The sequence below is a fragment of the Streptosporangium sp. NPDC020145 genome (assembly GCF_040631275.1).
Taxonomy (GTDB): domain Bacteria; phylum Actinomycetota; class Actinomycetes; order Streptosporangiales; family Streptosporangiaceae; genus Streptosporangium.
The window spans coordinates 349890-362849 of the sequence record NZ_JBEXZT010000005.1; the positions used below are offsets into that span (position 1 = coordinate 349890).

The 12960-nt window shown below is 72.4% G+C and carries 14 protein-coding genes; 10 read left to right on the top strand and 4 right to left on the bottom strand.

The window, feature by feature from the left end; genetic code table 11:
* The first annotated feature begins 15 nt into the window (after window positions 1–15).
* Window positions 16–954 carry a diacylglycerol kinase family protein gene (locus ABZ463_RS12535; RefSeq protein WP_352011571.1) on the top strand — a complete coding sequence of 313 codons (939 nt, stop codon included), beginning with the start codon at window positions 16–18 and terminating at the stop codon, window positions 952–954.
* A gap of 187 nt (window positions 955–1141) precedes the next feature.
* Here ABZ463_RS12535 and ABZ463_RS12540 read toward each other — a convergent pair whose 3' ends face one another.
* Entirely contained in the window at window positions 1142–2557 is a 1416-nt protein-coding gene (locus ABZ463_RS12540; RefSeq protein ID WP_352011572.1) for an NERD domain-containing protein kinase family protein, read from the bottom strand.
* A 113-nt stretch (window positions 2558–2670) separates the two neighbouring features.
* On the opposite strand from ABZ463_RS12540, the gene ABZ463_RS12545 reads away from it, so the two are divergent.
* The gene (locus tag ABZ463_RS12545) at window positions 2671–3204 is read left to right on the top strand and encodes a GNAT family N-acetyltransferase (RefSeq protein ID WP_362775904.1); all 534 of its coding nucleotides are present in this window, start codon (window positions 2671–2673) and stop codon (window positions 3202–3204) included.
* A gap of 22 nt (window positions 3205–3226) precedes the next feature.
* On the opposite strand, the gene ABZ463_RS12550 is transcribed toward ABZ463_RS12545, so the two are convergent.
* Entirely contained in the window at window positions 3227–3895 is a 669-nt protein-coding gene (locus ABZ463_RS12550; RefSeq protein ID WP_352011573.1) for a response regulator transcription factor, read from the bottom strand.
* Window positions 3892–5088, bottom strand: coding sequence for a sensor histidine kinase (locus tag ABZ463_RS12555; RefSeq protein ID WP_362775736.1), 1197 nt, complete (start codon window positions 5086–5088; stop codon window positions 3892–3894). The genes ABZ463_RS12550 and ABZ463_RS12555 overlap by 4 nt, the downstream gene beginning before the upstream one ends.
* 475 nt (window positions 5089–5563) lie before the next feature.
* Here ABZ463_RS12555 and ABZ463_RS12560 point away from each other — a divergent pair, with 475 nt between their 5' ends.
* The 3 genes from ABZ463_RS12560 (at window position 5564) to ABZ463_RS12570 (ending at window position 7550) form a co-directional block, all read left to right on the top strand.
* On the top strand, window positions 5564–5965 hold the full coding sequence (locus tag ABZ463_RS12560) for a phage holin family protein (RefSeq protein ID WP_352011575.1): 402 nt from the start codon (window positions 5564–5566) through the stop codon (window positions 5963–5965).
* Window positions 5962–6654: a DUF3618 domain-containing protein gene (locus ABZ463_RS12565; protein WP_362775739.1), complete on the top strand. Its 693-nt coding sequence runs from the start codon at window positions 5962–5964 to the stop codon at window positions 6652–6654. The genes ABZ463_RS12560 and ABZ463_RS12565 overlap by 4 nt, the downstream gene beginning before the upstream one ends.
* 305 nt (window positions 6655–6959) lie before the next feature.
* Window positions 6960–7550 (top strand): hypothetical protein, encoded by a 591-nt coding sequence (locus tag ABZ463_RS12570; RefSeq protein ID WP_362775741.1) that lies wholly within the window; start codon window positions 6960–6962, stop codon window positions 7548–7550.
* A gap of 44 nt (window positions 7551–7594) precedes the next feature.
* On the opposite strand, the gene ABZ463_RS12575 is transcribed toward ABZ463_RS12570, so the two are convergent.
* Window positions 7595–8332 (bottom strand): TenA family protein, encoded by a 738-nt coding sequence (locus ABZ463_RS12575; protein ID WP_352011578.1) that lies wholly within the window; start codon window positions 8330–8332, stop codon window positions 7595–7597.
* A gap of 68 nt (window positions 8333–8400) precedes the next feature.
* Between ABZ463_RS12575 and ABZ463_RS12580 the strand changes: the two genes are divergently transcribed.
* The 5 genes from ABZ463_RS12580 (at window position 8401) to ABZ463_RS12600 (ending at window position 12931) form a co-directional block, all read left to right on the top strand.
* Complete coding sequence (locus tag ABZ463_RS12580; RefSeq protein ID WP_362775744.1) at window positions 8401–8847, top strand: HIT family protein; 447 nt, start codon at window positions 8401–8403, stop codon at window positions 8845–8847.
* A gap of 126 nt (window positions 8848–8973) precedes the next feature.
* Window positions 8974–10170 carry a histidine kinase gene (locus ABZ463_RS12585; RefSeq protein WP_352011580.1) on the top strand — a complete coding sequence of 399 codons (1197 nt, stop codon included), beginning with the start codon at window positions 8974–8976 and terminating at the stop codon, window positions 10168–10170.
* Window positions 10171–10269: 99 nt separating this feature from the next.
* Window positions 10270–11031 (top strand): LytTR family DNA-binding domain-containing protein, encoded by a 762-nt coding sequence (locus ABZ463_RS12590; protein WP_352011581.1) that lies wholly within the window; start codon window positions 10270–10272, stop codon window positions 11029–11031.
* Window positions 11028–11435 carry a hypothetical protein gene (locus ABZ463_RS12595; protein ID WP_362775747.1) on the top strand — a complete coding sequence of 136 codons (408 nt, stop codon included), beginning with the start codon at window positions 11028–11030 and terminating at the stop codon, window positions 11433–11435. The genes ABZ463_RS12590 and ABZ463_RS12595 overlap by 4 nt, the downstream gene beginning before the upstream one ends.
* Entirely contained in the window at window positions 11432–12931 is a 1500-nt protein-coding gene (locus ABZ463_RS12600; protein WP_362775749.1) for a cation acetate symporter, read from the top strand. The genes ABZ463_RS12595 and ABZ463_RS12600 overlap by 4 nt, the downstream gene beginning before the upstream one ends.
* The last annotated feature ends 29 nt before the right edge of the window (window positions 12932–12960 follow it).

Below are 12960 nucleotides of genomic sequence, written 5' to 3' on the forward strand. Positions count from 1 at the left end.
ACCGGAAGGGGCGGCGTGGGCGAGTTACGAGGCAAGGCAGAGCACACCGAGGCCATCAGGACCGGGCGTAGGGTCTGCGTGGTGGTCAACACCCACTCGCGCAGGGGCCGCCGTCTCTACCCCCGGGTGGTCGCCACGCTGCGCGCCGAGGGCTTCGAGCCGATCCGCACCTTCGCCGTGGTCGACCCCCGCCGTCTGCGCGCCACCCTGGACACGGCCCTGGCCGAACGGCCCGACCTGCTCATCGTCGGCGGCGGGGACGGCACGCTCAGCGCCGCCGTCAAGCACGTCGCGCACCGGGACGTGGCCCTGGGCGTGCTGCCGCTCGGCACGACCAACAACTTCGCCCGCAGCCTCGGCCTGCCCCTCGACCTGCCGGGCGCGATCAGGGTCTTCCGCACCGGCAAGGTCGCCGACGTCGACCTGGGCGTCGCCGGTGACAGGGAGTTCGCCAACCTGGCCAGCTTCGGTGTCTCCGTCGAGGTCGCGGGCACCGTGAGGCCCTGGCTCAAACGCCTGCTCGGGCGGGCCGCCTACCCGCTCACCGCGTTGACGATCCTGCCCCGCCACCGGCCCTTCCGCGCCTTCATCACGGCAGACGGCCGCCGCCACGAGCTGCTCACCCACCAGCTCAACATCGCCAACGGCCGTTTCCACGGCGGCTGGCAGGTGGCCAGGGACATCAGCATCGACAACGGCAGGCTCGTGGCCTACCAGCTCGGTTCGGGCAAACGGCTGAGGCTGCTGGTGGAGACCCTGGTACGGGCGACGACCGGCCGCTGGCGCAGCCTCGCGGGCGGCCCCTTCGTCGTCGGTCAGGAGATGTACCTGGAGACCGACCCGCCGCTGGCGGCCGACGTCGACGGCGAGGTGCGTCTGATGACCCCGATCACGATCAGGACCGTTCCCAACGGCCTGCGCGTCATGGTCACGGACGACTTCGTCGACTCCTGACGCGCGGGGCCGTACGGAGGCGGGACCTAGGACCTGTTTTGTGGATCTTTACGCCTACTGCGGTCGTCCAGGCGGCCCCCCGCCGCGTTGTCGTCGTCGCCCATAACTCCGTTATGAGCTCCTCCTCCGCCTTGCGGGGCATCCGCCTGGACGATCCTCGCCACGGCGAAGATCCACAAAACAGGTCCTAGCGGCGGGAGGACCGCAGGAAGCGGTTGCGCAGCCTGCCGAGCAGCATCGGCTCCCGCGCGGGGGCAAGCCCCTCCCGCGCCCTGCGCAGGTCGTCGAGGGCCTCGGCGGCCGAGGGGCGCCCGGCGGAGGAGGGGTCGCGCATCCGGCGCAGCAGCTCCATCACCTCGGCGGGCACGCCGGGACGCGCCTGGCCCACGGCGTCCGACCCCGGCGCGGGCAGTCCGCCGGTCAGCAGCTGGAAGGCGATCACCCCCGCCGCGTACACGTCGGCGGCGGCGGTCATCCGCTCCGGCCTGGCCTGGCACTCGGGGGCGACGTAGTGGGTGTCGAGCACGTTGGGCAGCTCGTTGGCCACCGTGTGCGGACGCGGACCGGGCTTGGCGTAGTCGAACCCGGTCAGCATGGCCCTGCCGTCCTCGGTGACCAGGACGCGGGCGGGACTGAGCGCCCGGTGGATGACGTTGTTGGCGTGGACGTGGGCCAGCCCGAGCAACATGTCCTCGACCACGTCGAGCTCGGCCTCGACCGACGGCCGCCTGCCCGCCTGGGACATGTACAGATGCAGCGCCTGGCCGTGCACGTCGTCCAGGACCAGCACGAACCGGCTCTCGTCGTCGATGGCGAAGAAGTCGCGCGAGCGCACGACGCACGGGTGCGGGGGGATGCGGGTGAGCGACTGGTAGGCGTTGGCGATCAGCCGCCGCTCGGCCGCCCTGGGCTCCTCCTCGGCCAGCGGGTCGGCGCGGTAGACCCGCAGCAGGACCGTCTCGCTGCCCGGCAGCGTCGCGTTGATCGCCCGGTACTCGGTGGTCCGGTTGTCCCCGCCGAGCTGCTCCTCGACCTCCCAGTTGCCGAAGCGCGGCGGCGAGGTCGACCGCCGCACGCTGCCGTTCAGCGCCTCGATCACCGCCGTGCGGTACGGCCTGGCGTCCGGGGTGTATCCCCGCCTGACCCGGGAGACGTCGCTCAGCATGGCGACCAGCCCCGCCAGGTCGGTGACGTGCCGCGCGTCACGGCCCGCCGGGTCGACGAGCTCGGCGTCGGCGCCCGTCAGCACGACGACGCTGTCGACGTAGACCCGTTCGAGCTCCCGGTGGCTCTGGGTGAGAAGGCCCTTCAGCGCCCGCCCGTTGCCGCGCAGCTTGGCCACGGGGGAGCCGAAGGCGTCCCGCCGCGCGGGGAACCACCGCGTCCCGGCCACCTCGATCCTGCCCCGGGTGCCCTTGACGTCGATGACACAGAGCGAGTGGCCGGTCACGACGATCAGGTCCACCTCGAAGGCGTCGTCGCCACGGGGCACCTCGATGTTGTGCAGCAGCAGCCAGTCGTCCGGCGCGCTGTCCCGCAGATGCGCGATGACCCGCCGCTCCGCGTCGTTGACCGGGCGCCCGCCACCGACGATCTGTGCCATCTCTAGCGTGCCGCCCTTCTTCTCTGTACTTGAAGTAGGGCAAGGGTCTCATGATCTCGCCTGTCACTACTTTTCGCCACTCCGCGAAAGTAGGCTCGGCGGACGTGGAACCCATGGAGATCACCGCCGGAGCGTTGCACCTGCGTCCGTGGAACCTGTCGGAGGCCGACGCCGTGGCGGCGGCGCTGGCCCTGCGGGATCCACGGATCCGCCGCTGGGCGACCGGCCTGCCCGAGGGAGCCGACGAGCGGGCCTGGCTCGCCCAGCGCGCGCTCGGCTGGTCCGACGGCTCGGAGGCCTCCTTCGCCGTCACCGGCGCGACGACCGGCGAGGTGCTCGGCCACATCAGGGTCAGGATCGGTACCGGCGCGGCCCGCGGCCACGGGGAGGTCGGCTACTGGGTGCTGCCCTCCGCCAGGGGCCTCGGCGTGGCCACCCGGGCGCTGGGCGTCGTCGGGCGCTGGGCGTTCGGCTTCCTCGGCCTCTCCCGCCTCGACCTGCGGCACGCCACGGGCAACGCCGCCTCGTGCCGGGTCGCGGTCAAGGGCGGGTTCGTCCTGACCAGGCTCCTGTCGGAGCCCTCGTGGGTCGAGGAGGAGGGGACGGAGGAGTTCCACCTGCACACCCTGACCCCCGGGGGCCCCTGACCCGGGCCGTACGGCGGGGCGCTCAGCGGCCGTGCCGCGGGCTGACCAGGCCGGTCTCGTAGGCCAGGGCGACCACCTGGGCGCGGCTCGACAGCCCGAGCTTGGTCATCGTCCGGTTCAGGTGGGTCTTGACCGTCGCCTCGCTCACCTGCAGCTCGTCGGCGATCTCCCCGTTCGACAGCGCCCTGCCGACCAGGCGCAGCACCTCCGTCTCCCTGGCGGTGAGCGTGTCGAGCCCCGTCCACGAGACGAGCGCGGTGTCCTTCTCCCTGGTGTAGGCCTCGACCAGGCGGCGCGTCACGGTCGGCGCGAACAGCATGTCCCCGGCGGCGATGGTGCGGACCGCCGCGATCAGCCGCTCGGGAGGGGTGTCCTTGAGCAGGAAGCCGGACGCCCCGGCCCGCAGCGCGTCGTAGACGTACTCGTCGAGGTCGAAGGTCGTCAGGATCAGCACCTTCGGCTGGGCCGGGCCCGTCGTGGCCAGGATGCGCTCGGTCGCCGCGATGCCGTTCAGGTCGGGCATCCGCACGTCCATCAGGATCACGTCCGGGCGGGTCGAGCCCGCCATGGCGACGGCCTCCTGCCCGCCGGAGGCCTCCCCGGCGACCTCCAGGTCGGGGGTGGCCCGGATCAGCGCCGCGAACCCGGCCCGCACCAGGATCTGGTCGTCGACGACCAGTACCTTGATCATTGGTCTCCTCGCTCCTGAGGGGCTGAGAGCGGCAACGTCACCGTGACCTCGAACCCGCCTCCCGGCAGCGGTCCCGCGCGCATCTCGCCCCCGTAGAGCCTGACCCGTTCGCGCATCCCGATCAACCCGAGGCCGCCCCCCTCGTCCCCCTGCGGGACGGCGCCGTCGTCGGTGACCGTGATGATCAGCTCCTCACAGTCGTAGCGCAGCCGTACCGAGGCGTGGGCGGGCAGCGCGTGCTTGATGACGTTGGTCAGGCTCTCCTGGACCACCCGGTAGGCGCACAGCTCGACCCCGGGGTTGAGCCGCCTCGCCTTGCCCGACACGTCGAGGGCGACCTCGACCCCGGCGGCGCGGACGCGCTCGACGAGCTGACCGAGCTGGGGCAGGCCGGGGGTCGGGTCGTAGACGCCGTCCATGCCCGGCCGCCGGTCGACCCTGAGCACCGCCAGCAGCCGCCGCATCTCCTCAAGGGCCTCGTGGCTGGTGTCGGCGACCGTGGCCAGCGCGGTCCTGGCCGTCCCCGGGTCGCTGGCGAACACGTAACGGGCCAGCCCCGCCTGCACCGAGATCACCGACATGTGGTGGGCGACGATGTCGTGCAGCTCCCTGGCGATGCGCACCCGCTCCTCGGTGACCGCGCGCCTCGCCCGCGCCTCCTGCTCGTATCCGAGCCGCTCGGAGAGGTCGGCCAGGCGCCTGTTGCGGTCGGCGAGCCTGCGGGTGCCCAGGCCGAGCGTCCAGGCCGTCAGGACGATCAGCACGCTCTGCGCCAGGTTCAGCGCCGCCATGTCCTTCGACGCCGCGAGTGAGGACCACCACCAGACCGAGGCCGCGGCCAGGACCCCGGCGACCCCGGCCGCGAGCGAGCGCCGTACGGTCACGGTGTAGAGCGTCAGCAGGACGGAGAAGTTGTTCACGTTCGGCTGGTAGCCCAGACTGTGGTGCCACAGGGACGCGGCGACGCACAGCAGGAGCGCGGTCATGGGCGCGTGCCGCCGTACGGCGACGGGGAGGTTGGCCGCGCAGGTCAGCAGGATCGCGACCGTGTCGGGACGCAACCAGGTGCCGGTCTGGTCCTTGACGGCCCACACCAGGGTGATCCCGGTGAGCGCGACGGCCAGCAGGGTGTCGACGATCCGTGGGTCGACCTCACCCACCCGCCGCGCGAGTGCCGTCACTGTTGCCCGCATGCGCGGCATGCTAGCCAGGCGCGGACCGTCCTCTCATCGAGCCGGTGGATGAGTGACCGTACCGCGGAAGTTGTACGGCCGCGCCGCGCCTACCGCGCGGGTCACGGCCGTATCCGCCCGCGGGCCGATGTGGACCGGGTCTCGCGCGGCTTACGGTGAGTCCGCTGTGGGACGACGGCCTCGTTGTCAGGGGCCGTCTGACGTGGGTTCCGCCGGCGGCTCCGGCGTCCACGGCCGGCGCCCCGGAGCTCTCCACCCGGGGCGCCGGCCGTGGACGGGCCCTCGAAGGCGTGCACGGGGGCGGCTTTCGAGGTCACGGGCCGGTGCGGCCGGTGCGGCCCGCGCCGTGAGGCGCGGGGAAAGGGCGCGTGGCCGCGGGGAAAGGACGGGCAACGGCCCGATCAATCGTCGGTGACCTGGGGTTTGCCGTCCCGCCACAGGGTAGGCGCCTTCTCCTGTAGGGAGGAGGAACGCCATGATCGGCAATCCCAAGGACACGCTGTCGACCGCCGAGCTGATCCGGCGGATGTCACAGGAGGTCTCCCGCCTCGTCAGGGACGAGCTTCGCCTGGCGAAGCTGGAGTTCGCGGAGAAGGGCAGACACGCCGGGCTCGGGGCGGGGCTGTTCGGCGGGGCCGGTGTGGTGGCCCTGTACGGCGGCGGCTGCCTGGTGGCCGCGGTGATCCTGCTTCTCGCCCTGGTGATGCCCGCCTGGGTCGCCGCCGCCGTCGTGGGCGTCGTGCTCCTGGCCGTGGCCGCCGTTCTGGGGCTCCTCGGCAAACGGCAGGTGTCCGAGGCCGTTCCGCCCGCTCCCGAGCTGACCATCGAGAGCCTCAGGGAGGACATCGGCATGGTGAAGGAGAGTGCGCACCGATGAGCGAGAGCGACAACGGAACTCCGAAGGACGAGATCTGGGACGCGGGCACGGTCGGCGCCCACAGACAGCGGGTCGGCGCCCCGGTGGCCCCCGACGAGAGGATGTCGCTGAACGTCCCGCCCAAACAGCCGGGCGGGGGCCCCTCCTCGGCGCCCACGGGTGAGGGGGGCGACGGCACGCCCAGCCTCGCCGAGGGGGACGGGGGCACCGGACAGCCCACAGCCGTCCGGCGGACCCCCGGGAAGGCCCCCGGGAAGGCCGCAGAGGGGGCCACAGGGAAGGCCACAGGGGCTGCGGAGAGGTCTCCGGAGAAGGCCCACGGGAAGGAGACGGGCGAGGCCGGGGGAACGAGCCGGGAGTCCGTACGGCGGGACATCGAGCGGGACCGCCGCGAACTGGGGGAGACCGTGGAGGCGCTGGTGCGCAAGACCGACGTGCGAGGGCGTGTGCACGAGACGGCCGCCCAGGTCGGCGACGAGTTGCGCCGGGCGGGCGCGGCCACCGCGGCCACCGCGACCGGGGTCGCCGAGCGGGTCAGGCGGACCACCCCGGCCGACGTGCGGCGGGCCGCCGACGAGGTCACCACGCGGGCGGCCAGGCGTCCCGTCGCGGCCGCGGCCGTGGCGGCCGTCACGGCGGCCGTCGGCCTGGTCGTGTTCCGCCTGCTGAGGCGCGGCCGGAGGAGGTAGAACGCTCCACAGGCCCGACACCCGTGACCCGGTGATGTTTTGGGATGGGCGGATTCGGGGGGCGGCGGGGTAATCTGGCCGTTTCCGGGTGGGCGGCGGACCCCCTCCTTTCCGCCCGCCCGGTATCCGGGGGACCGGTGACTCCCCGCTGAACCGTTCCGGCCGTCCGTACGTAGTGATCGGTGCGGGAGGTCTTGTCCGCCGCGAGGTGGCCGCGGCCTCCCGATGTGGCGCCTCCCGAGTCCGGAGCGGGGATCGCCGCAGGGTACGGACCCCCTCTCCGGCCGATCCCCCCAGGAGGACTCATGCGCCGAGCTCTCGGCCTCACCACGGGTCTCGCCCTCGTCGCGGTCGCCCTGTCACCCATCGCCCCCGCGCAGGCGGCGACCTGCGTCAGCGCGGTGGAGAAGTGCGAACGGGAACCCCTCGTCAAGATCAAGCTCAAGGCCAAGGGAACCCCGCGCGTCCACCAGGGCGGGCGCGTCACCTACACCCTCGACTACTCCATGACCTGGATGGAGTCCTTCGCCCCCTACTGGGCCTCCTTCTGGGTCGGCGGCACCCTCCCCAGGGGCGCGAAGGCCCCGCGCACGGCGACCCTCATGGACCCCTCGGGCAGGAAGGTGGCCACCTTCCCCTGCCACAGGTACCGTGACGGCCTGTGGTGCGAGGTTCCCAGCGACGTCTCCAAGCCGGTTCCGCACAAGGGCAGGATCGTCCTGAGCACCACCCTCGCCCGCCACGGCGGCAGGACGGCGGTGGCCAGACTGGGCTTCGACAGCGTCGACGGCCTCGGCCAGAAGGACTTCGAGCGGCACTACGGCCGCGCCGCCGCGCGTGACCGGTTCTGCGTCTTCCGTTTCACCAAGACCGTCGTCACGAAGGTGCGTTCCTGACGTCGGCCGCCGCCGGGGCCCGCGGGAGCCCCGGCGGCCGGCTCTCACGAACCGGCGGCCATGTCGAAGAAGCGCAGCTCAAGCCGTACGGCCCGGCGGAAGACGTCGAGCACGCGGGCCTGCTCCCGCGCGGGGAGCGCGGGGCCGAGGCGGTCGAGCTCGCCGCGCAGGAAGGCGACCCAGGCGCGGAACGCGGGTCCCTCGTGCAACTCGATCCACTCACGGTGCACGAAGCTCCCCGGGCCGCCGGGACCGCCGGGCAGCGGCTCCTCGGCCAGGCTCGCCCAGCCGAGGTAGCTCCACTCCGCCACGCACAGGACCGCCAGGATGGCCGGGTAGTCCAGGCTCCTTCTGGCCTCGTCCATCAGCGCGCGGAAGTCGGCCGTCACCGGTTCGAGCGGGGGAGCGGTCAGCTCGGCCTCGCTCGCGCCGAGGGCGGCCAGCGCCCGGTGGAAGTAGGTCTTCTCCTCCGTCGTCGCGGTCTCGCCGAGGAAGCGGCCGAACGGCACCCGTGACTCGAAGTTGTCCGCGGCGGCGACGGCGGCGCCGAGCAGCGCGGTGAAGGAGTCGACGAACTGGAAGTCCTGCACCAGGTAGCGGCGCATGGCCTCCTCAGAGGTCAGCCCCCGGGTGATGGAGGCGGCGAACGGGTGGGTGACGACCGCCGTCCACTCCGGCTCGGAGCCGGAGCGCAGCCACTCGCTGAAGGCCGGGTCCGCGGCGTCCGCCCGCCACCCGTCGTAGGAGTCGCTCCAGGGGGTCTGACGGGGCTCTGCGGACACGGGTTTCTCCTCGCGGACGGGAACACGACCGGGGTGAATGCTAGTCGCGCCCCCTCTATCCTGGGGGGATGCCAGCCGAGGGATGCCTGTTCTGCGCCATCACGACGGGGGAGCGGCCGGGAGAGGTGGTGTTCTCCGACGAGGTGGCCACCGCCTTCCTGGACATCCGGCCCGTCTTCAAGGGGCACGTCCTGGTCGCCCCCGCCGCGCACGCCGAGACCCTCACCGACCTGCCTCCCACCTCGGTCGGCCCGTTCTTCCAGCGGGTCCAGGCGGTCGCCGCCGCCGTCGAGCGGGGGCTCGGCGCGGGCGGCACGTTCGTCGCGATGAACAACCGGATCAGTCAGAGCGTGCCGCACCTGCACGTCCACGTGGTGCCCCGCAACCGCAAGGACGGCCTGCGCGGCTTCTTCTGGCCTCGGACCGCCTACGACGGCCCGGGGGAGGCCGCGTCGTACGCCCTGCGTGTCCGTGAGGCCCTCACGCCTTTCAGCCCCTCGGCGCGGACGTCCTGAAAGTGGTGTTCCTGAAGGGGTCCGGGCCGGTCGGCATGTCTTTGATCTACAACGTAAAGGCATGGGGAGGGGATCTGATCTCCGTCGGAGGGGCGCCGACCCACGTGCGAGGATAGGGTCCGGGACGTGGAACCCCTCGTCGCCGCGCTGCTCGTAGCCGCCCTGGTGGGCGTCCCGGCCCTGGTGCTGTGGCGCGTGCTGCGCGGCAGGCGCGAGCTGGGCAGCAGCCCGGCCGAGCGCGCCACCTTCGAGACCCTGCACACCGCCTCCCTGGCCGCGCCGCCGCTGCGGGCCGGGCTCACCGAGGCGGGCACCCAGAAGGCCTCGCGGCATCTGCGCGAGCTGCTGGGCTCCCCGGCGCTGGCCATCACCGACGGGCAGCGGCTTCTGGTCTACGACGGCGAGGGGGAGCACCACGCCGCCGAGGCGTTCGCCTACGCGGCCAAGACCCTCGGCGGGGGCCGTACCCAGGTGCTCGGCCCCGAGGTCGTCTCGTGCGACATCCCGGAGTGCCCGATCAGATACGCCGTCGTGGTGCCGCTCACCACGGACGGCCGGGTGGTCGGCTCCCTGGCGGCCTACGGTGGGCACGCCTCGGCCGGCCTGGTCAGGGCCACCCACGAGGTGGCCAGCTGGGTCGACTCCCAGCTGGAGCTGGCCGAGCTCGACCGTTCGCGGACGCGGCTGATGGAGGCCGAGGTCCGCGCGCTGCGCGCGCAGATCTCCCCGCACTTCATCTACAACTCGCTGACGACCATCGCCAGCTTCGTGCGCTCCGACCCCAACCGCTCCCGTGAGCTGCTGCTGGACTTCGCCGACTTCACCCGCTACTCCTTCAGGCGGCACGGGGAGTTCACCACGCTGGCCGAGGAGCTGCGGTCCATCGACCGCTACCTGACCCTGGAACGCGCCAGGTTCGGCGACCAGCTCCAGGTGACGCTGCGGATCGCCCCGGAGGTGCTCGCGGTCGCCGTGCCGTTCCTGTGCCTGCAGCCGCTGGTGGAGAACGCGGTCAGGCACGGCCTGGAGAGCAAGCCGGGCATCGGCCGCATCTCGATCATCGCCGAGGACGCCGGGGCCGAGTGCCGGATCAGCGTGGAGGACGACGGCGTCGGCATGGACCCCGAACGGCTGCGCCGCATTCTGGCCGGGGACGCGGAGGAGCGCTCGGGGACGGGCGGGGTCGGCCTGGCCAACGTGGACGAGCGGTTGCGTCAGGTCTACGGTGACGAGTACGGCCTGGTGGCCGAGACCGGCAAGGGCGCGGGAACCAAGGTGAGCGTCCGTGTGCCGAAGTACCACCCGGGTGTCTCCGCCCACTGAACACCTTTCTGTGGATTCGGCAGGTCAGGAACTGTTGACAGGTGATGTCTGATTCATCACCCTCTAGGGATTCCCCCTCGACGATCCGGAGGAGTGCCCGTGACCGGTCTTCGAGTCCTGGCCGTCGACGACGAACTTCCCGCCCTGGAGGACCTGGCCTACCTGCTGCGGGACGACCCGAGAATCGGAGAGGTCGCGCAGGCGAGGGACGGCGCCGCGGCGCTGCGCGTGCTCGACCGGGCGATCGCCGACGGGCGTCCGATCGACGCCGTCTTCCTCGACATCCGGATGCGCGGCCTGGACGGGGTGGTGCTGGGCAGGCTGCTGTCGCAGTTCGCCAACCCGCCCCGGGTGGTGTTCGTGACCGCCTACGAGGAGCACGCGGTGGACGCCTTCGAGATCAAGGCGGAGGACTACCTGCTCAAGCCCGTCAGGCCCGAACGGCTGGCCGAGGCCGTACGACGGGTGTGCGTGTCGGCCGAGCTGCCGGACGGGGACGGGGCGAGCCGGGCGGGGCCGGGCACGATCCCGGTCGAGCTGGGCGGGGTGACCCGCTTCGTGGCCAGCACCGAGGTGCGCTACGTCGAGGCGCAGGGCGACTACGCGCGCCTGCACACCGCAGGCGGCAGCCACCTGGTCCGCATCTCGCTGGCGACCCTGGAGGAGCGGTGGTCCTCGGCGGGGTTCGTGCGTGTGCACCGCAGCCACCTGGTGGCCGTCAAGCACATCGACGAGCTGCACATCGACTCGGGGCGGTGCGTGGTGCGCGTCTGCGGGACCGAGATCCCGGTCAGCCGCAGGCACACCCGGGAGCTTCGCGACCTGCTGGTCCGCAGGGCGCGCAAGGGCAGGCCCGAGTGAGCAGGGCGGGGGCGGAGCACCCGCGCGGGGACGAGGGCCGCCCGCGCCGCGAGGTGGTGACCAGCCCGCGCACCACGGCCGCCCGCAACCCCCGTTACCCGGTGGCCAGGGAGATCGACGAGCAGACCAGCCTCGGCGAGGTCTACATGCGCTCGCTGGTGCGCACCCAGTTCCGGCTCGCCCTGTTCGTGTGCACCGTGCTGGCCTGCGTGGTCGGCGGCCTGCCGCTGCTGTTCCTGCTCGTGCCCGAGCTGCGCGCGGTCCTGGTGCTGGGTGTCCCCCTGCCGTGGGTCGTGCTGGCGGGCGTGATCTACCCGGTCTTCGTCATCGGCGCGTGGCTGTACGTACGGCAGGCGGAGCGCAACGAGCGCCACTTCGCCGACCTGGTGGACCGGGCGGGGTGAACGTCGTCTACGGTGTGGCCGCGGTCGTGCTGGTGATGCTCACCACGGTGCTGATCGGGGCGTTCGGCATCCGCCTGTCCCGCACGACCTCCGACTTCTACGTCGCCTCCCGCACGGTCTCCCCGCTGTGGAACGCCTCCGCGATCGGCGGGGAGTATCTGTCGGCGGCGAGTTTCCTGGGCATCGCGGGGCTGATCCTGCTGTACGGCGCGGACATGCTGTGGCTGCCCGTCGGCTGGACCGGCGGTTACCTGGTGCTGCTGGTCCTGGTCTCGGCGCCGCTGCGCCGCTCCGGCGCCTACACGCTGCCCGACTTCGCCGAGGCGCGTCTGGAGTCGATGGCCGTACGGCGGATGGCCGGGGTGCTGGTCGTGCTGATCGGCTGGCTGTACCTGATGCCGCAGTTCCAGAGCGCGGGGCTGGTGCTGCGGGCCGTCACCGGGGCGCCCGACTGGGCGGGCGGGCTGGTGGTCGCGTGCGTGGTCGGGGTGAACGTGCTGTCGGGCGGTATGCGTTCGATCACGTTCGTGCAGGCCTTCCAGTACTGGCTCAAGCTCACCGCGCTGGCCGTGCCGCTGGTCTTCCTGGTGCTGGCCTGGCGGGCGGACGGCGCACCCGGCCTGAGCGCGCGGGACGTGGCCACCTGGGCGCTGCCGCTGTCCGGCGGCAGGGAGTACGGCCTCTACTCGACCTACTCGCTGATCCTGGCCACGTTCCTGGGGACCATGGGGCTGCCGCACGTGCTGGTGCGCTTCTACACCAACCCGGACGGGCGGGCGGCGCGCCGTACGACGCTGGCGGTGCTGTCGTTGCTGGGCCTGTTCTATCTGATGCCGGCCCTCTACGGCGCGCTGGGCCGGGTCTACCTGCCGGGGCTGCGGGGCAGTGACATGGTGGTGCTGACGCTGCCGGGGCGGCTCGTCGGGGGCGCCGCGGGCGACCTGCTGACCGCGCTGGTGACGGCGGGGGCCTTCGCGGCGTTCCTGTCCACCTCCTCGGGGCTGACCGTCTCGGTCGCGGGGGTCATCGGGCAGGACATCCTGCGGGGCGGGGTCCGCTCCTTCCGTGTCGCGGCGGTGGTCGCGGTCGCCGTACCGCTGGTGCTCGCCTCGTCGGCGCGTTCGCTGCCGGTCGCCGACGTGGTCGGGCTCGCCTTCGCGGTCTCGGCCTCCTCCTTCTGCCCGTTGCTGGTGCTGGGCATCTGGTGGCGGCGCCTGACGCCGCCGGGGGCGATGGCGGGGCTGGTCGTCGGCGGCGGCCTGGCCTGCGGGGCGGTGCTGCTGACGATCGGGGAGGGGCCGCACACCGGGCTCGCCGGGGCGTTGCTGGCCCAGCCCGCGGCGTGGTCGGTGCCGGTCGCGTTCACCGTCATGGTCGTGGTCTCGTTGCTGACCAGAAGCCGTATCCCGCCCGGTGTGGCCAGGACGATGGTCCGCCTGCACACGCCGGAGACGCTGGATCTCGACCGGGGTGACTGGCACCCCCGCTCTACTTGACAATGATCTATGACTTATGTCGAAATGGC